Annotated in this window: 15 protein-coding genes; 10 read left to right on the top strand and 5 right to left on the bottom strand. The window is 71.9% G+C overall.

Features of this window, described 5'->3' with window-relative positions; genetic code table 11:
- Positions 1-71: 71 nt before the first annotated feature.
- The 3 genes from purN to NI17_RS15865 are packed head-to-tail and all read left to right on the top strand — an operon-like array spanning position 72 to position 3,179.
- Positions 72-704 carry a phosphoribosylglycinamide formyltransferase gene (gene purN / locus NI17_RS15875; protein WP_084012796.1) on the top strand — a complete coding sequence of 211 codons (633 nt, stop codon included), beginning with the start codon at positions 72-74 and terminating at the stop codon, positions 702-704.
- A complete protein-coding gene (gene purH / locus NI17_RS15870; protein WP_068693278.1) occupies positions 701-2,269 on the top strand; it encodes a bifunctional phosphoribosylaminoimidazolecarboxamide formyltransferase/IMP cyclohydrolase in 1,569 nt (522 codons plus the stop codon). The genes purN and purH overlap by 4 nt, the downstream gene beginning before the upstream one ends.
- Before the next feature lie 58 nt (positions 2,270-2,327).
- On the top strand, positions 2,328-3,179 hold the full coding sequence (locus NI17_RS15865; RefSeq protein ID WP_068693276.1) for a bifunctional methylenetetrahydrofolate dehydrogenase/methenyltetrahydrofolate cyclohydrolase: 852 nt from the start codon (positions 2,328-2,330) through the stop codon (positions 3,177-3,179).
- 47 nt (positions 3,180-3,226) lie between these two features.
- On the opposite strand, the gene NI17_RS15860 is transcribed toward NI17_RS15865, so the two are convergent.
- Positions 3,227-3,832, bottom strand: coding sequence for an FHA domain-containing protein (locus tag NI17_RS15860; RefSeq protein ID WP_068693274.1), 606 nt, complete (start codon positions 3,830-3,832; stop codon positions 3,227-3,229).
- 528 nt (positions 3,833-4,360) lie between these two features.
- Here NI17_RS15860 and NI17_RS15855 point away from each other — a divergent pair.
- Together NI17_RS15855 and NI17_RS15850 are read left to right on the top strand one after the other, a co-directional pair.
- A complete protein-coding gene (locus NI17_RS15855) occupies positions 4,361-4,693 on the top strand; it encodes a DUF3017 domain-containing protein (protein ID WP_068693273.1) in 333 nt (110 codons plus the stop codon).
- A gap of 216 nt (positions 4,694-4,909) precedes the next feature.
- Positions 4,910-6,127 carry an NADP-dependent isocitrate dehydrogenase gene (locus NI17_RS15850; RefSeq protein WP_068693271.1) on the top strand — a complete coding sequence of 406 codons (1,218 nt, stop codon included), beginning with the start codon at positions 4,910-4,912 and terminating at the stop codon, positions 6,125-6,127.
- Between the two features lie 411 nt (positions 6,128-6,538).
- Here the strand turns inward: NI17_RS15850 and NI17_RS15845 are convergent, their stop codons facing one another.
- Both NI17_RS15845 and NI17_RS15840 read right to left on the bottom strand, forming a co-directional pair.
- Positions 6,539-7,765 (bottom strand): LCP family protein, encoded by a 1,227-nt coding sequence (locus NI17_RS15845; RefSeq protein WP_068693269.1) that lies wholly within the window; start codon positions 7,763-7,765, stop codon positions 6,539-6,541.
- Positions 7,766-7,873: 108 nt separating this feature from the next.
- On the bottom strand, positions 7,874-9,055 hold the full coding sequence (locus NI17_RS15840; RefSeq protein ID WP_084012794.1) for a galactokinase family protein: 1,182 nt from the start codon (positions 9,053-9,055) through the stop codon (positions 7,874-7,876).
- A gap of 614 nt (positions 9,056-9,669) precedes the next feature.
- Between NI17_RS15840 and NI17_RS15835 the strand changes: the two genes are divergently transcribed.
- From NI17_RS15835 to NI17_RS15820, 4 genes are read left to right on the top strand one after another with little or no spacing between them, the layout of a single operon-like run.
- Entirely contained in the window at positions 9,670-10,869 is a 1,200-nt protein-coding gene (locus NI17_RS15835; protein WP_068693267.1) for a glutamate--cysteine ligase, read from the top strand.
- A complete protein-coding gene (locus tag NI17_RS15830; RefSeq protein ID WP_068693265.1) occupies positions 10,856-12,094 on the top strand; it encodes a M20 family metallopeptidase in 1,239 nt (412 codons plus the stop codon). The genes NI17_RS15835 and NI17_RS15830 overlap by 14 nt, the downstream gene beginning before the upstream one ends.
- A gap of 60 nt (positions 12,095-12,154) precedes the next feature.
- Positions 12,155-13,261, top strand: coding sequence for an adenosine deaminase (locus NI17_RS15825; RefSeq protein ID WP_068693263.1), 1,107 nt, complete (start codon positions 12,155-12,157; stop codon positions 13,259-13,261).
- Positions 13,258-13,833: a PH domain-containing protein gene (locus NI17_RS15820; RefSeq protein WP_234402097.1), complete on the top strand. Its 576-nt coding sequence runs from the start codon at positions 13,258-13,260 to the stop codon at positions 13,831-13,833. Before NI17_RS15825 ends, NI17_RS15820 begins: the two co-directional genes overlap by 4 nt.
- Positions 13,834-14,198: 365 nt before the next feature.
- Here NI17_RS15820 and NI17_RS15815 read toward each other — a convergent pair whose 3' ends face one another.
- Complete coding sequence (locus NI17_RS15815) at positions 14,199-14,648, bottom strand: gamma-glutamylcyclotransferase family protein (RefSeq protein ID WP_068693295.1); 450 nt, start codon at positions 14,646-14,648, stop codon at positions 14,199-14,201.
- A 173-nt stretch (positions 14,649-14,821) separates the two neighbouring features.
- On the opposite strand from NI17_RS15815, the gene NI17_RS15810 reads away from it, so the two are divergent.
- Complete coding sequence (locus NI17_RS15810) at positions 14,822-16,204, top strand: NAD(P)H-quinone dehydrogenase (protein WP_068693261.1); 1,383 nt, start codon at positions 14,822-14,824, stop codon at positions 16,202-16,204.
- A gap of 86 nt (positions 16,205-16,290) precedes the next feature.
- Here NI17_RS15810 and NI17_RS15805 read toward each other — a convergent pair whose 3' ends face one another.
- Entirely contained in the window at positions 16,291-17,577 is a 1,287-nt protein-coding gene (locus NI17_RS15805) for a chemotaxis protein CheA (protein WP_068693258.1), read from the bottom strand.
- Positions 17,578-18,011 lie beyond the last annotated feature (434 nt).

Below are 18,011 nucleotides of genomic sequence, written 5' to 3'. Positions count from 1 at the left end.
GGACCGTGTGGTCCACGCCCGGGGCCGGGGACCCGTTGTCCCCGCACCGTCCGCACACAGGGGAGGAAGCACTGTCGGCGCGAGTAGTCGTCCTCATCTCGGGCACGGGAAGCAACATGGCGGCCCTGCTCGACGCGGCGGCGGATCCGGCCTACGGCGCGACGGTCGTCGCGGTCGGGGCGGACCGCGCAGCCGCCGGGCTGGCCCGCGCCGAGCAGGCGGGGGTGCCCACCTTCGTGGTCCCCTTCTCCGAGTACTCCGACCGGAGTGAGTGGAACCGCGCGCTCGCCGAGCGGATCGCGGAGTTCGCCCCGGACCTGGTGGTCTCCGCCGGGTTCATGCGCATTCTCGGCCACGAGGTGCTCCGGGAGAACACGGTCATCAACATCCATCCGGCGCTGCTGCCCGCGTTCCCCGGGGCGCACGCGGTGCGCGACGCGCTGGACTACGGGGTCAAGGTCACCGGTGCCACCGCGCACTTCGTCGACGAGGGCGTGGACACCGGACCGGTGATCGAGCAGGTCGTGGTGCGGGTCGAGGACGGCGACGACGCCGCCTCGCTGCACGAGCGCATCAAGACGGTGGAGCGCCGCATGCTCGTGGACGTCGTGGGCAGGCTCGCCCGCCACGGCTGGGCCCTGAACGATCGACAGGTGAAGCTGGGCGGTGCGCCCAGTAAGGACGTGACAGAGGAGAACCGGTGACACAGCAGGCCGTTCGGCGTGCGTTGATCAGCGTTTACGACAAGACCGGACTGGAGGCGCTGGGCCTGGGCCTCGCCGAGGCGGGCGTGGAGATCGTCTCCACCGGTTCCACGGCCTCCCGGCTGGCCGAGGCGGGGGTCCCGGTCACCCCGGTCGAGGACGTCACCGGCTTCCCCGAGTGCTTCGAGGGGCGGGTCAAGACCCTGCACCCGAACGTGCACGCGGGTCTGCTCGCCGACCGCACCAAGGCCGACCACCGCGCCCAGCTCGACGAACTCGGCATCGCCCCGTTCGACCTGGTCGTCGTCAACCTCTACCCGTTCGCCGACACGGTGGCCTCGGGCGCATCGCCGGAGGAGTGCATCGAGAAGATCGACATCGGCGGTCCCGCGATGGTGCGCGCCGCGGCCAAGAACCACCCGAGCGTCGCGGTGGTCGTGGACCCCGCGCGCTACGACGAGGCGCTGGAGGCGGTGCGCGCGGGCGGCTTCACGCTGGAGCAGCGCAGGCGGCTGGCCGCGGCGGCCTACGCGCACACCGCGAGCTACGACGCCGCGGTGGCCGGTTGGTTCGCGTCGGTCTACGCCCCCGACGAGGTGGCCGCGGAGTCGGGGTGGCCCGAGTTCACCGCGGTCGCCTACACGCGGCAGGCGACGCTGCGCTACGGCGAGAACCCGCACCAGGGCGCGGCGCTGTACCGGTCCCAGGACCCGGCGGACCGGGGGCTGGCCGGGGCGCGCCAGTTGCACGGCAAGGAGATGTCGTACAACAACTACGTGGACGGCGACGCCGCGCTGCGCGCCGCCTACGACTTCGCCGACCCGTGCGTGGCGATCATCAAGCACGCCAACCCGTGCGGGATCGCGGTGGGCGCGAGCATCGCCGAGGCGCACCGCAAGGCGCACGCCTGCGACCCGGTGTCGGCGTTCGGCGGGGTGATCGCCGCCAACCGCATCGTGGACGAGGCGATGGCCGCGCAGGTCGCCGAGGTGTTCACCGAGGTCGTGGCGGCTCCCGGCTTCACGCCGGAGGCCGTGGAGGTCCTGACCCGCAAGAAGAACATCCGCCTGCTCGAGGTGGCCGAACCGGACCGCTCGGCGCGTCCGGAGACGCGGCAGATCAGCGGTGGACTGCTGCTGCAGTCGGCCGACCTGGTGGACGCGCCCGGTGACGACCCGGCCGCCTGGCAGCTACGGGCCGGGCCGGCCGCCGACGAGGCGACGCTGGCGGACCTGGTGTTCGCCTGGCGCGCGGTGCGTTCGGTGAAGTCCAACGCGATCCTGCTGGCCGCCGACCGCGCCACGGTGGGCGTGGGCATGGGGCAGGTCAACCGGGTGGACTCGGCGCGGCTGGCGGTCTCGCGCGCCGGGGACCGGGTCAAGGGAGCGGTGGCCGCCAGCGACGCCTTCTTCCCGTTCCCCGACGGCCTGGAGGTGCTGACCGACGCGGGGGTGCGCGCGGTCGTGCAGCCGGGCGGGTCGGTGCGCGACGAGGAGGTCGTCGCCGCGGCCGAGCGTGCCGGGGTCACCCTCTACTTCACCGGGACGCGGCACTTCTTCCACTGAACCGGCGGAGCAGGGAACGCGGGGCCGACCCGGCCCCGCCGAGCAGAGAGGCATCACGGTGACAGCACAGGTGCTGGACGGAAAGGCGACCGCCGCGGCGATCCGGGCGGAGCTGAAGGAGCGGGTGGCCGCGCTGCGCGCCAGGGGGGTCGTGCCGGGACTGGGCACGGTCCTCGTGGGTGACGACCCGGGCAGCCACTCCTACGTGCGGGGCAAGCACCGCGACTGCGCGGAGGTGGGCATCGCCAGCATCCGCAGGGACCTTCCGGCGGACGCCACCCAGGCCGACGTGGAGGCCGCGGTGGCCGAACTCAACGCCGACCCCGCGTGCACCGGCTACATCGTGCAGCTTCCGCTGCCCAGAGGGCTGGACGAGAACCGGGTGCTCGGGCTGATCGATCCGGCCAAGGACGCCGACGGGCTCCAGCCGTCCAACCTGGGCAGGCTGGTGCTGATGGAGGAGGCGCCGCTGCCGTGCACGCCGCGCGGCATCGTGGAGCTGCTGAACCGCTACGGTGTGCCGCTCAAGGGCGCCGAGGTGGTCGTGGTGGGCCGCGGGGTGACCGTGGGGCGTCCGCTGGGGCTGCTGCTGACCCGCCGTTCGGAGAACGCGACGGTGACGCTGTGCCACACCGGCACCCGCGACCTGGCCGAGCACACGCGCCGCGCCGACATCGTGGTGGCCGCCGCCGGTGTTCCGGGGCTGATCACCGGGGACATGGTGCGTCCGGGGGCGGCCGTGCTCGACGTGGGCGTCTCGCGGACCGAGAGCGGTCTGGTCGGCGACGTGGCCCCGGACGTGGTCGAGGTGGCCGGGCACGTGTCGCCCAACCCGGGCGGTGTGGGGCCGATGACCCGCGCGATGCTCCTGGTGAACGTGGTCGAGGCGGCCGAGCGGTCGCTGGCCTGAGACGGACCCGGCGAGAGACCCGGGGCGCGGCGTCTCTCGCCGGGCGGTCAGCTCGCCTGGCGTTCCCGTTCGGAGGGCGGCATGGGACGCACCAGGCCCAGGGCCACGACCTCGTTGGCCAACCGGGTGCGGCGGTTGACGCCTTCGGCGATGCGGAACTTCTGGTAGAGGCGGAGCAGGTGCTGTTTGACCGCGGCCTCGGTGACCACGAGGTCCTCGGCGATCTGTCGGGCGGTCGCGGGGGCGACGAACGCGTCGTCGGACAGTGCGGGACGGCACAGTGATGTCAGGACGTCGAGTTCGCGGCGGGTGAGTTCGGGGGCGCCGCCTCGGCGCAGTTCGACCTCGGGGTGGAGATCCTCCCGGGGGAGCCCGCCGATCTTGCAGCGGGCGGCTCCGAAACTGATGATGTCGCCTTCGTTCAGCACCCGCCGGGCGATGGGGCGGCCGTTGACGCGGGTGCCGTTGCGGGACAGTCCGAGGTCAACGACGTAGACGTAGGGGCCGCGGCGGACGAACTCGGCGTGCAGTTGCGAGACACTCGGGTCGGAGAGGACGATGTCGGTGCCCCTGCCTCGTCCGACCGTGGTCACCTCGGCGGTCAGGGGGTGGACGTCGCCGCTCTCCTCGACCCTTATGTAGGGGTCGTCCACGGTTGTTCCTCCCGTTGTGGGGCGCGACCGGTGCGGATGTCTGCGACGGGAGACGGCGGGAGGCGCCGCGCTGATCGCGGCACGGCTGGATGCCGTCGATTGAGTGGGATTCATAGGGATTGTCCTCGCTCGCCCGTGGCACTCATCTCATGTGTGGTTACCCGTGAGGTGGGGCTTCTATGCGCTTACCGGTCAGTAGGGTAGATAACTCGGGAGATTCGTGACATTTCACCGAGAATCAGACTGGTTTTCGGCGATTTGGTGACGGACCGATTCTTCGGGCAAGTCGGCCCGTGGGTGGTCAATAGAATGGGATCACGTGTGGCCAGCGGCGACACGGGGCCGCCGGGGCGGTGGTGTGCGGCACCGCCCGCGGAGAGTTTCCGGTCGCGGGCGCGCATGGTCGCAGGGAGCGTCGCGCCGTGGTGGGCCCCGTCGTCTCGGCCGGTCCCGGGGCAGGTATGCGCTAGCGTGAGGTGTGCGGTGAGCCAGGAAACGGTGGAGGCGGCGACAGCGGGCCGAGCGGACATGTCACAGTCCACAGGGGAGGGCGGACCGGCCGGAGCCGAAGAGGCGGAGCGGGTCTCCGACGCCGAAGGCCCGGGTTGGCTGAACCAGGTGCCCTACCTTCTGGTGCTCGCCATGATGGGCGCGGGGACGGTCGTGGTCGCAGCGGCCCACTTCAAACGCGGTCCGGCCATCATCGCCGGTTCGCTGCTGCTGGGCGCGGTCCTGCGCGCGGTCCTGCCCGCCGAGCGGGTCGGAATGCTGGCGGTACGCCGCCGCTGGGTGGATGTGGCCACACTCGTCACGCTCGCGGTGCTTCTCATCGTCCTGGCGTGGGTGGCCCCGCAGCTGTGAGCCACGCCTCCGACTAATAAGCTTGATATCGAGATACCGCAGCGTCGATACAGACGGAGTGCCCTCCACGCCGGCGCGGTGGCCCGGTGCGACCGGGAGCGGACCGGGGGAGGGACTCCTGCGGCGAACACATGAGCCACGGACAGGGAAGCCGTCACACCACGGCGCCGTGCCCGCGGTCCGGCCACACGCCATACGAAGGGACAGCCACGAGCCATGGCCAAGATCAAGGTTGAGAACCCCGTAGTAGAGCTCGACGGCGACGAGATGACCCGGATCATCTGGTCCTTCATCAAGGAGCGGCTGATCCTGCCGTACCTGGACGTCGACCTCAAGTACTACGACCTGGGCATCGAGGAGCGCGACCGCACCGACGACCAGGTGACGGTCGACGCGGCCCACGCCATCAAGGAGCACGGCGTCGGGGTCAAGTGCGCGACCATCACCCCCGACGAGGCCCGGGTCGAGGAGTTCGGCCTCAAGAAGATGTGGCGTTCGCCCAACGGCACCATCCGCAACATCCTCGGCGGTGTGGTCTTCCGCGAGCCGATCATCTGCTCCAACGTGCCGCGCCTGGTCCCCGGATGGACCAAGCCGATCATCATCGGCCGCCACGCCCACGGCGACCAGTACAAGGCCTCCGACTTCAAGGTCCCGGGCCCCGGCACGGTCACCATCACCTACACCCCGGAGGACGGCGGCGAGCCCGTCGAGATGGAGGTCGCCCGCTTCCCCGAGGGCGGCGGCGTCGCCATGGGCATGTACAACTACCGCAGGTCCATCGAGGACTTCGCGCGGGCCAGCTTCAACTACGGCCTCGACCGCAACTACCCGGTGTACATGTCCACCAAGAACACCATCCTCAAGGCCTACGACGGCATGTTCAAGGACGTGTTCGCCGAGATCTACGAGAGCGAGTTCAAGGAGAGGTTCGAGAAGGCCGGGCTGACCTACGAGCACCGGCTGATCGACGACATGGTCGCCGCCGCGCTCAAGTGGGAGGGCGGCTACGTCTGGGCCTGCAAGAACTACGACGGTGACGTGCAGTCCGACACCGTCGCGCAGGGCTTCGGCTCGCTGGGCCTGATGACCTCGGTGCTGCGCACCGCCGACGGCCGGACCGTCGAGGCCGAGGCCGCGCACGGCACGGTCACCCGCCACTACCGCCAGCACCAGCAGGGCAAGCCCACCTCCACCAACCCGATCGCGTCCATCTTCGCCTGGACCCGCGGCCTGGAGCACCGGGGCAAGCTCGACAACACCCCGGCGGTCGTCGAGTTCGCCAACACCCTCGAGGACGTCGTCATCAAGACCGTCGAGGGCGGCCAGATGACCAAGGACCTGGCGCTCCTGGTCGGCGGCGACCAGGAGTGGCTGACCACCGAGCAGTTCCTCGCCGCGCTCGACGAGAACCTGCAGAAGCGCCTGGGCTGATCGAGCGCTGGCGGGGACCGGCGGTCCGAGGACCGCGGCCCCGGGAGGGCGCTCCACGGGGTCGGTGGTCTTCGGACCGCCGACCCCTTCGCCGTCGGGGGTTCTCCTCGCCGTCGGAGCGGCGTCGCGGCCGCGGCCGACCCTCGGTCACGACCGCGAAAACAAGATCACCGAGAATGTCCATATCTGCGCGGTGAGGGTTTGCTTACTCTTGACATGAGGCCACCGGTGCTCTTTACCCGCGGGCCCCTAGTGTTGAAGACACAGAGGGAACAACACAGAGACTTTCTCCGAAAGACGACGTGACCCGTTGTGCAGCCGCTGGGGGGTAGGCGCACGACGCGGAGCGTCACCAGGGAGGCCCCGCAGCTGAACAAGCGCGGGGCCTCTTTCTGGTTTTCGGGGCCGGGATCAGTCCTGCATCGCCGAGTCGGGGATCGGTTCGCCCTCGCGCATGGCGGTGAACATCTCCTCCGAGCGGGCCTCGTCCCACAGCACCACCGAACCGACCTCCAGGGTGGGGGTGGAGCCGACCGGGATCGCGGTCGTGGCGGGGGACTCCCGCATGGCCAGCGCCATCCAGGCCAGGTCCGACAGGTGGTCGCCCTCGTCCACGCTGAACGTCGCGGTGCCGTTGAGCACCAGCGGAACGGAGCGGAAGGGGTTGAGCAGGGTGCCGGGGGCGGTCGCCTGCTCGACCAGGGCGCTGAAGAACTCGCGCTGCCGCTGGATGCGGTCCAGGTCGGCGCGCGGCGTCGCCCGGGTGCGCACGTAGCCCAGCGCGGTCGCGCCGTCCATCACCTGGCAGCCCGCCTCGATGTCCAGTCCGGCCTTGGGGTCCTGCATCGGCTCCTCCGGGCACAGTTCGACGCCGCCCACGGCGTCGACGATGTCGACGAACCCGGCGAACCCGATCTCCACGTAGTGGTCGATGTGCACCCCGCTGGCCTGCTCGAACGTCTGCACCAGGGTGGCGGGTCCGCCGCCCAGCGCCTCGGCGAAGGCCGCGTTGATCTTGTTGGAGCCGATGCCGGGGATGTCCACGTAGGAGTCGCGGGGCACGCTGATAATGGCGGACCTGCCGTCCTCGGGCACGTACAGGACCATGATCGTGTCGGTGCGCTTGCCCTCGGCGCTGCCGGTGCGCAGCTCGTCCATGTCCTCTTCGCTGAGCCCCTCGCGGCTGTCGGAGCCGACGATCAGGTAGGTGGTGCCGGGCTGGTCCTCGGGGCGGCCCTCGTAGTCGGCCAGCGCCTCCACCCGCTGCAACCGCGAGTCGGCCCAGAAGTAGAAGACCGTCGGAAGCAGCACGAGCAGTACCAGCACGGTGACCGCGATGTTCCTGCGGCGCCTGGCACGGCGTTCCCGCTCCCGGCGCTCCCGTCCCGTGCCGTCGTAGACCCGGCCGCGGGAGGGACCGCGCGAGGAGGAGCGGCGCGGCGTGTCGCCGCCGACCTGCGACATGCGGCGGGTCGCGGTGGCGTCCGGCCCGGGACGCGCGGACGGCTCGGGCCGGTAGAGGCTGTCGATCTTGTCGGGGATGCCGCCACCGGGGGCGCGCCGGAACACCCCGGTCCGGTCCTGGCCTTCCGACGAGCCGCCGGGGACGCGGTCGTTCCTGTTCGGTCTGTCAGCCATCGTGTCGATCGCCTCTTCGTTCGCGGCGGTCCGCCTGGTTTTACGTCCTCTTTGGACGTGCCACATGCTATGTGGGTTCGGACTGTCGCCGACGTTTCCCCGCCCCGGTCAGCGGAGTCTGCGAGCGCCCCCGGCGGGGGCGGCGGCCCCCGAGCGCGGGGCGGGCCAGCGACGTGCCGCGAAAGCCGCGTCGATGCCCGCGCGCACCGCCGCCACGCGCCCGTCGGGAACGAGGGCGACGGCGCGGCGACCGGAGCCGGTCATCCGGGCGCCCCGGGCGCCCCGGCGCACGGCCGTGTCGGCCGCGGTGTCGAGCCGGGGGCACACGGTGGCGAAGGCGTCCCGCAGGGACAGGTGCGAGGCGCTGAGGGCCGGCCCGATCTCCTCGGCCGCTCCCGAGTGCAGCAGCCCGGCCACCGCGTTCACCCGGTGCGTCTCGGCGACGGCGTGCCGCACCCGCAGCCGCAGCGTCGCGTCGTCCAGCGCGGCCAGCGCCCCGGCCAGATCGGCCACGTCACGCAGGGCGGACACGCCCAGCGCCGCGGCGGCGCGGGCGCACTCGGCGCGCCGTTCGGCCGCCAGACGCCCCGGAACCGCGGTCCCGGCGTCGACGACGAGCAGCCGCAGTCCCGCCTCCCCCAGCGGCAGCGGCAGCGGACGGCCCCGTCCGGTGCGCCGGTCCAGCAGGAACGCGTGGTCGGCCGTTGCGCGCAGCGCGGTCTCGGGGACCGCGTCGGCGGTGTCGGAGGCGATGTGGTCGGCCAGGACCTTCCGCGCGGTGCGGGCCAGGACCGCGCGGTCCGCGGCGGCGTCCGCGCCCCGGTGGATCTCGGTGGCGGCCAGCAGCACCGCGCAGGCGACCGTGGCGTGCGGCGCGGCGTCGAAGGGACCGAGGTCGACCATGACGCGCAGACCCGGGACCGCGCCGCCCGACACGGCCAGAGCCGCCAGGACGGCGGCGGCCCACCCGGGCACGCGGCGCGGGTGGCGGCCGGGGAGGCGCACCGGGCGGGAGGGGGAGCGGGTGGAGCGGACCTCCACGGCCGTGTCGTCGGCGGGAGCGAGCGCCACCCCGGCCCCCCAGGGCAGGGCCACCGACAGAACCCGCGTGTCGCCGCCGCCGAAGTGGTCGCCGCACAGCGCAAGCGTGGCGGGCGCCCACCACACCCCGGTCGGCGCCGTGCCGTAGGCGGAGCGGAAGGCCGCCTCCGCGCGGTCCGCGGCCCGTGACGCCGCGACGGCCCCGTCGTCGACCGTCGGCTCCCTGCGGCCGAACCCGAACAGCCTCACGATGTCCTTCCTTTCGGGGAACCCGGCGCCGGGACCGCGCCGAGGCGGCCGTGGGAACGCAGGTCGCCGCGGAGGCCGCGGGCGGTGCCGTGCCGCTCCCACTGTACGGGCGGACGCGCGACCCTCCTCGGTGGGGGGATATGCGCCATTCGCTGGGTAGGGACGCAATGACGCGTGTGGCGGAACTCCGCTGGAGTGTGACGGAGGCATTACGTGTTGGTCACTTCGGGGCCGTTTCCGTGTTCCTTCGGTAGCGTGGTAGGTGGCGACGCGTTGCGGTTCTCGGAATCGACCGGCCGCACCCGACGTCCGTCACCGCAGCCCGCGTCCCGACCGGACCGGCCCGGAGACGGCGACCCGAACAGACGGGGCGGCACGGCCGGAGAACACGTTTCGCCGCTTTACCGCGAGTCCGGTGAGATCTCTGCGTTCCTCGACAGGAGGGATCGGTGCTTCGCCGATCCCGTCATCCGGTGTCTCGCGGTCCGCCGCCACGTGCGTCGAAGATCAACAGGGAGCGGAACGGCCATGCGGTGCACCCACGACACCGGTCCCGGTGTCCGGCGTGCGCGGCGGCCGGGGCGCTCCCCGGTCGGAGAGCGCGGAGGGCGGACATGACCATCCAATTCAACTCCTCGAAGCGGGCCACCCTCGGGGTTGAGTGGGAACTGCAACTGGTGGACCGGGACAGCCGGCACCTGCGCCAGGAGGCGCAGCAGGTGCTCGGGGAGCTGCCCGACCTGAGCGAGACCGGGGACAACCCCCCGCTGCGGCACGAGCTCATGCAGAGCACGGTCGAGGTGGTCACGGGCATCTGCGAGACCGTGGAGGAGGCGCGGGAGGACCTCTCCGGCACCGTCGCGCGGCTCGCCGAGGCCGCGGACCGGCGGTCGATGGATCTGGCCTGCGCGGGCACCCACCCGCTGGACGACTGGCGCGACCAGGCGTTCGCGCCGCTGCAGCGCTACGGCGAACTCGTCGAGCAGATGCAGTGGCTGGCGCGGCGCATCCTCACCTTCGGCGTCCACGTCCACGTCGGGGTGACCGACCAGGACAAGGTCATCCCGATCGTGAACGCGCTCTCCAACTACCTGCCGCACTTCCTCGCGCTGACCGCCTCCAGCCCCTTCTGGAGCGGCCACGACACGGGCCTGGCCTCCAGCCGCTCCATCGTCTTCGGTGCGCTGCCCACGTCGGGGCCGCCCCCGCGGCTGGCGCACTGGGGCGCCTTCGAGGAGTACATGGACACCCTGCTGCGCGCGGGCACCATCTCCAGCATCAAGGAGGTGTGGTGGGACATCCGCCCGCACCCGGAGTTCGGCACGGTCGAGATCCGGATGTTCGACGGGATTCCCACCGTGCGCGAGGTCGGGATGGCCGCGGCGCTGTCGCAGAGCCTGGTGCAACTGTTCGAGCAGCAACTCGACCGGGGCTACCGGCTGCCGAGCCCGTCGAGCTGGGTGGTCAGCGACAACAAGTGGCGGGCCACCCGCTACGGGCTGGACACCCACATCATCACCGATGAGCGCGGGAGCACCGTCTCCCTGCGCGACGACCTGTACGAACTGCTGCACGAACTGCGGCCGGTGGCGGAGCGCCTCGGCTGCGCGGAGGACCTCGACGTCGTCGCCGAGATCCTCCACCACGGAGCCTCCTACGAGCGGCAGCGGGCCATCGTCAGGCAGGGAGGCACACTCAACGACGTGGTCGACGCGCTGGCCGTGGAGTTCCGGGCCGGAGCGCCCGCGGTCGGAGCGGACCATGGTCGAACAGATCCGTCGAGAAATGGGGGTCCCTCGCATGCAGGGGCGTGACCTGCGGGAGCAGTTGGCCGTATTCCTGGCGCGCCGGGAGCGGGAGTTCATCGAGTTCCGCCGTGACCTTCACCGGCACCCCGAACTCGCCTTCGCCGAGCACCGGACGACGCAGCGCGTCGAGGAGCGGCTGACCGAAGCCGGACTCAAACCGCTGCGTCTGCCCCAGGGAACCGGGCTGATCTGCGACATCGGCGCGGGCGACGGCCCCGTGGTGGCGTTGCGCGCCGACATCGACGCGCTGCCCCTCAACGACGAGAAGAACGTTCCCTACTGCTCCACGGTGCCGGGCGTCGCGCACGCCTGCGGGCACGACGTGCACACCACCGTCGTGCTGGCCGTGGGCCTGTTCCTGGCCCAGCAGGAACGGGCCGGCGCGCTGCCCGGTCGGGTCCGGCTGGTCTTCCAGCCCGCCGAGGAGATGCCGGGCGGGGCGCGCGAGGTCATCAACGCGGGCGGGGTCGACGGCGTGGACCGCATCTTCGCCCTGCACTGCGACCCGCGGCTGCCCGTGGGGCAGGTGGGGCTGCGGTCCGGGCCGATCACCGCGGCCTGCGACCAGCTACTGGTGCGTCTGTCGGGGCCCGGAGGCCACACCGCCCGTCCGCACCTGACCGCCGACCTGGTGTACGCGCTGGGCAAGATCGTCACCGAGCTGCCCGCCGCGCTGTCGCGGCGGGTGGACCCGCGCGCCGGGCTCAGCCTGGTGTGGGGGCGGATCAGCGCGGGGTCGGCCCCCAACGCCATCCCCGACGACGGGGTCCTGGAGGGGACGGTGCGCTGCCTGGACGACGAGGCCTGGCACTCCGCTCCCGACCTGGTCAAGGAGTTGATGGAGTCGGTCGCCGCGGCCTACGGGGTGCGGGCCGAGCTGAACTACCGCCGGGGCGTGCCGCCGACCGTGAACGAACCGGGAAGCGTCGAGATCCTCCGGGAGGCCTGCGTCCAGGTGCTGGGGGCGCAGGCGGTGGCGGCCACCCCGCAGAGCCTCGGCGGCGAGGACTTCGCCTGGTACCTGGAGAGCACTCCGGGCGCGTACGCGCGTCTGGGCACGCACTGGTCCTCCGGGGCCGACCGGCCCATGCTCGACCTGCACCGCGGCACCTTCGACGTCGACGAGAGCGCGATCGGCGTGGGCGTGCGGCTCCTGGCCGCCGCCGCGCTGGCCTCGCTGCGGGTGGACCGCCGTCCCGGCCTCGACGGTCAGGTGGAGGAGTCGGTCTGAGCGGCGGCGCCTCACCGCGCCCGCGCGTCGGCGGGCGGGGCCGGGTGGCATGCTGGCTGCATGAGCCGTAAACCGACCCCGGAGCAGATCCGCCGCGCGCCGAAGGTACTGCTGCACGACCACCTCGACGGCGGGCTGCGGCCGGAGACGATCATCGAACTCGCCGACACCGTCGGCTACACCGGGCTGCCCGCCGCCGACCCGGCGACGTTGGGCGCCTGGTTCACCTCCGCGGCCGACTCCGGTTCGCTCGACCGCTACCTGGAGACGTTCCGGCACACGGTCGGGGTCATGCAGACCCGTGGGGCGCTGGAGCGGGTCGCCGCCGAGTGCGCCGAGGACCTGGCCGCCGACGGCGTCGTCTACGCGGAGGTCCGCTACGCCCCGGAGCAGCACCTGACGGAGGGGCTGCGCCTGGAGGAGGTCGTCGAGGCGGTCCAGGCCGGTTTCGCGGCGGGATGCCGCCGGGCCGCCGAACGCGGCACGCCGATCCGGGTGGGCACGCTGCTGACCGCGATGCGGCACGCGGCGCGGTCCCGGGAGATCGCCGAACTCGCCGTGCGCTACCGGGACGAGGGAGTGGTCGGCTTCGACATCGCCGGAGCCGAGGCGGGGTATCCGCCGACCCGGCACCTGGACGCCTTCGAGTACCTGCGGCGGGAGAACGCGCACTTCACGATTCACGCGGGGGAGGCGTTCGGCCTGCCGTCGATCTGGGAGGCGCTGCAGTGGTGCGGCGCGGACCGGCTCGGCCACGGCGTGCGCATCGTGGACGACATCACGGTGGACGACGCACGGGACGCGGACGGGGCGAGGCTGGGAAGGCTCGCCGCCTACGTGCGGGACAAGCGCATCCCGCTGGAGATGTGCCCCAGTTCGAACGTGCAGACGGGGGCGGCCGACTCCATCGCGACGCACCCGATCGGACTGCTGCGCCGGCTGCGGTTCCGGGTGACGGTCAACACCGACAACCGGTTGTTGGGTGGCGTTACGCTGTCTGACGAGTTGGCCGCGCTGGTGGACGCGTTCGGCTACGACTGGGACGATCTGGAGTGGTTCACCGTGAACGCGATGAAATCGGCTTTCCTGCCGTTCGACGAGAGGCTGGCGCTCATCAACGGCCGGATCAAGCCCGGGTTCGCCCAGCTCAAGTGGGCCGTGCGGTGACGACCTTCCGGCGACCCGTCTCCCACGTCATGGGGTGGGCCTGGATGGCGGTCTCGGTGCTGCTGCTCGTCGACCTGGTGGTGCGGGGCACCGACATGCGGGCCGTGGTCTCCGGCGCGGTGCTGCTGATCACGGTGGGAGCCGCGTACGTGCTGGCGGTGCGCCCCAAGGTCGTGGCGACCGAGGAGGGGGTGCGTCTGGTCAACCCGCTGCGCGAGGTCTTCGTGCCCTGGACCGCTTTCACCTGGGCCGATGTGACCGACGTGCTGCGGGTGCACGCCGGTGACCAGGTGTTTCGGTCCTGGCCGCTGCGGGAGGGCAAGCGGTCCGAGGTGCGGGAGAACCTGCGGCGGGCCGGCGGGTTCGGGGAGGACCGGGACGATCCGCGCGAGATGCGCCCCACGGAGCGGGTGGCCTGGATCCTGCGCGGCGAGGCGGAGCGGCGCAGGGCGCGCTCCGCGGGCGGGGCGCGGGAGGGCGCCGCGGGGCCGACGGTGGTGTGGGCCCCCGACGCGGTGGCGGCGCTGGCCGTTCCGGTGGTGCTGTTCGCGGGAGCGCTGCTGCTGATATGACCTCTGTCTCCTTGACCCCGACCCGCCCCACAGATTAGGTTAGGCATGCCTAAAGGGAAACGGGTTGTGGAGCGCGGACCACGGCCCGACGCCCCCGGGTGAAACGCGGGTCACCCGAAAGCGGTGAGCACGGCCCGGCGCGGATCGCGCGGATCAGCGCCGGGCGTGCACAGCGTCACGAACCGTCAGCGACGGCACCGGCGCGGTCCGTCCCAGGCCCCTGGGATGGTGTTCGCCACGCCGCGTCCGGTGCCGGTACGGCGGGTTCGGGCCCCACGCCTGTCGGAGGAGAGGCCCGCGTCCGCGCGCTTGCGCGCCGGACGCGGGCCTCTCCTCCGGGGGAGCTCCCTTCGGCCCGGTGCGGATCACCCCGGATCGCAGGGGCGGGAACGCAGGTCGACCACGTAGTCGGCGGGGGCTCCGGCCTTCTCCGCCGCGGAGGCGAGCATCTCCAGGTACCGCGCGGTGGGCAGTCCGCCCTCGTAGTCGTTGAGGACGTGGGTCCACGCGGTGACCTCCCCGTCCAGCAGGGTGGTGACCCGGACCTTGATCCGGGAGTAGACGCCGATGTCACCGCCCTCCCAGCCGTCCAGGGTCGGCAGGTCCCAGTCGGCCACGTCGTAGAGGGCCACGAACACACTGGATTCGGGATCCTCCACCACGGTGGCCAGCGCGCCGTCGCCCTGGGCGCTGCCACCGCCGAAGGTCAGCCGCCAGCCCTGCAGCCAACCGGTGTTCCACAGCGGTGAGTGCGGCGCGCACTCGGCCATCTGGTCCGGATCGAGATTGTTGGCGTATGCGGCGTATAGGGGCACGCGGGCCATGCTACGGCCTCCGCGGCTCCCGCGCCGCCCAAACCGCCGCCCTCCGGTATGCGCGACAATGGAGACACCGAACAGTAGGCAACACCGGCGCCCGCGGCCCACCCGGCCGGGGTGTGTCCACCACAGCGGACCTCGCGGCCGAAGGACGAAGGAGTGGATGGAACGTGACGAAGGTCGTCATCATCGGAGGTGGACCCGGAGGATACGAAGCGGCCCTCGTCGCTGCCCAACTGGGCGCCGATGTCACGGTCGTGGAGCGGGACGGCATCGGCGGCGCGTGCGTGCTCACCGACTGCGTGCCCTCCAAAACACTGATCGCCACCTCGGTGCGCACCTCCTACGTCAAGGAGGCCGCGAACCTGGGCATCATCGTCGGCAACGAACCAGAGGACAAGGACCTCGTCCGGGTCGAGCTCAAAACCGTCAACGCCCGGGTCAAGCGGCTGGCGCAGGCCCAGTCCGTCGACACCGCCACCCGGCTGCGGACCGAGGGCGTCGAGATCGTCACCGGTGAGGCCCGGCTGGTCGACCCGCACATCGTCGCCGTCGGCGACCAGCGCATCCGCGCCGACGTGGTGCTCGTCGCCACCGGGGCGCACCCGCGCGAACTGCCCACCGCCCGCCCCGACGGCGAGCGCATCCTCACCTGGCGGCATCTGTACGACCTCAACGAGCTTCCGGAGAGGCTCGTCGTGGTCGGCTCGGGCGTGACCGGCGCCGAGTTCGCCAACGCCTACCAGGCGCTCGGCTCCGACGTGACCCTGGTCTCCTCCCGCGACCGCGTCATGCCCACCCAGGACGCCGACGCCGCCCACGTGCTCGAGGAGGTCTTCGCCCGCCGCGGCATGACGGTGCTGGGCAACTCCCGGGCCGAGTCGGTGACCCGCACCGACGGCGGCGTGCTCGTGAAGCTCGCCGACGGCCGCGAGGTCGAGGGCAGCCACTGCCTCATGACGGTCGGCATGATCCCCAACACCGCCAACCTCGGCCTGGAGGAGGCCGGGGTGCGGTTGGACGGGCGCGGGTTCGTCCAGGTGGACCGGGTGTCGCGGACCTCCACTCCCGGGGTGTACGCGGCCGGGGACTGCACCGGCGTCAACATGCTCGCCTCGGTGGCGGCCATGCAGGGCCGCATCGCGATGTGGCACGCTCTCGGCGAGGCGGTCGCCCCGCTGAAGCTGTCCACCGTCGCCTCCACCGTGTTCACCCACCCCGAACTGGCGGCGGTCGGTGTCACCGAGGACGACGTGGTGTCCGGCCGGGTCGACGGCCGGATCGTGAAGCTGCCGCTGGACACCAATCCGCGCGCCAAGATGCACAGCACCCGCGACGGCTTCGTCAAGCTGATCTGCCGCCAGCACACCGGCATCGTGCTGGGCGGCGTCATCGTCGGGCCGCGCGCCAGCGAACTGATCCTGGGTGTCTCCCTGGCGGTGCAGCAGCGGCTCACCGTCGACGATGTCGCGCACACCTTCGCGGTCTACCCGTCGCTGTCGGGCAGCGTCACCGAGGCGGCCCGCTCCCTCATGCAGGGCTCGCCCGAGTAGTCCGGCATGCCCGGCACACGAAGCAGAGGGGGGTTCCGGCCGCGGCCGGAACCCCCCTCTCGTGCTGCCTGTCGCGTCCGGGGACCTCAGAAGTCGCCGAATCCGCCGAAGTCGCCTCCGTCGAACCCGCCGCCGCCGAAGTCGCCGAAGCCGCCTCCGTCGCCTCCGAAGCCGCCGAAGCCGTCACCGCCGCCCGCGTCGCCGCCGTAGTCGCCCGCCATTCCGGCACCCATCATTCCGGCGCCCATCATCGAGCCCATCATGTTGCCGATCATCATGCCGGTGAACATGCCCATCATCATGTCCATGCCGAAGTAGCCGCCCGCGTAGGGGGCGTAGGCGGGACCGGCGTCGTAGTAGGGCACCCGGCGTCCGCCGGTCTCGACCATGCGCACGTCGGGGTGGGCACCGGACAGGACGTCACTGGCACACATGCGGCAGACCGGGACCGACCGGACCGAACCGCCCGGAGGAGCCCAGTCGACGTCCCGGACGGACGGACCGTGCTGCGGGTTGAAGAAGCAGGGGGCGCGGCGCTCCGGCACCGGGTCGCCCGCCAGCCGCGCACGGGTCGCGATCATGTGGTAGCGGCCGTCCTCCAGCGCGTTGGTGACCCGCTGGATCTGGTCGGCCCGCCGGATGGTCTCCAGTTCGGTCTTGGCCCGGTCGTAGGAGTCCATCGCGTGTGTGTAGTCGGTGCGGGTGGCCTCGTCGGCCTTGCCCAGGTCGAGGTCCAGACGCGCGATGTCCTCGCCGAGCCGGACGACGTCCTCGTTGACCGCCTTCTTGACCTCCTCCAGCTCCCGGGCCTCCCTGGCCTCGCGCTGCTTCTTCGAGCGGTAGAGGAAGAAGCCGCCGCCGAGGACCGCGGCGACGAGCAGGCCCAGCAGGACCATGCCGAACACTCCGGAGGCCGCCGCGGAGTCGGCCTGGGACTCGGCCTCGTTGGCGAAGGCGACGGCCGCGTCGGGCACGGTGCTCATGCGCTGGGCGGCCTGCTCGGCCGCCGCCACGTCGGAGGGGGAGAGCACGGTGGAGTCGGCCGCGGTGGTGTCGCCGACGAAGACCAGGTAGGAGCCGTCGCCGACATCCTGCTGCACGTCGGCCATGAACGAGCCGAGTTCGGCCTGCGAGGAGAACTCCCCCTCGGGGACCACAACGAAGTAGACGGGTGTGTCGACGTTCTCCGCGGCCTGGCTCATGAGGTCCGCGTCACTGGGGGAGACGTCGGTCGCGTCGGGGTCGACGTAGACGTTGGAGCTGTTCAGCGCGTCGGCTACCTCGTCCGCACTGGGTTCCGCGCTCGCGGGCGCGGCGGCCACGACGACGGTGGCCGTCGCGGCGAGCACTGTGATTGCCAATCGGCGCAGCATATCCGTTCCTCTCGCCTCTCTCACCTGTGTAGACGAACGGGGCGGGGGGATCGGTTCCCGTACGGGCGGGTCGTGGCCGACCGTACCGCGGTGGGTGAGCGGCGTCACCGCGCCGCGTCGGGGTCCCCGCGCAGTATCCGTGCCACCAGGTCGTCGCGGAGGGTTCCCTACCCCGTGGCGGCCCGCACACCGCGTTCGGGCGGAAGGTTGTGGCGGGGAATCCGGTTCCCGTCGTCGAGGACGGTGTCTGCGGGTGCGTGGCGGCGCCGTACAGGAGCGGGGCCGGTGCGGTGCGCCCCGCACGCTCCAGGAACACCGGGGGTCTGGTTCCCCGCTCACGGCCCGGCCGGGTGGGACGCCCGCGTGGCCGGACCGGACCGCGAGCAGGAATGGACGGAACCAGATTCGCCAGGTTTATTCACGATGTGGTCGAA

The organism is Thermobifida halotolerans (assembly GCF_003574835.2).
GTDB classification, from domain to species: domain Bacteria; phylum Actinomycetota; class Actinomycetes; order Streptosporangiales; family Streptosporangiaceae; genus Thermobifida; species Thermobifida halotolerans.
This window is presented reverse-complemented; position numbering and strand designations above follow the sequence as displayed.

Bases quoted from the DNA above. Each gene is read 5' to 3' on its own strand.
- NI17_RS15830 (WP_068693265.1), top strand. From the start codon at position 10,856: ATGCAGGGGCGTGACCTGCGGGAGCAGTTGGCCGTATTCCTGGCGCGC.
- NI17_RS15850 (WP_068693271.1), top strand. From the start codon at position 4,910: ATGGCCAAGATCAAGGTTGAGAACCCCGTAGTAGAGCTCGACGGCGAC.
- NI17_RS15825 (WP_068693263.1), top strand. From the start codon at position 12,155: ATGAGCCGTAAACCGACCCCGGAGCAGATCCGCCGCGCGCCGAAGGTA.
- NI17_RS15805 (WP_068693258.1), bottom strand. From the start codon at position 17,577: ATGCTGCGCCGATTGGCAATCACAGTGCTCGCCGCGACGGCCACCGTC.
- NI17_RS15855 (WP_068693273.1), top strand. From the start codon at position 4,361: ATGTCACAGTCCACAGGGGAGGGCGGACCGGCCGGAGCCGAAGAGGCG.
- NI17_RS15845 (WP_068693269.1), bottom strand. From the start codon at position 7,765: ATGGCTGACAGACCGAACAGGAACGACCGCGTCCCCGGCGGCTCGTCG.
- NI17_RS15835 (WP_068693267.1), top strand. From the start codon at position 9,670: ATGACCATCCAATTCAACTCCTCGAAGCGGGCCACCCTCGGGGTTGAG.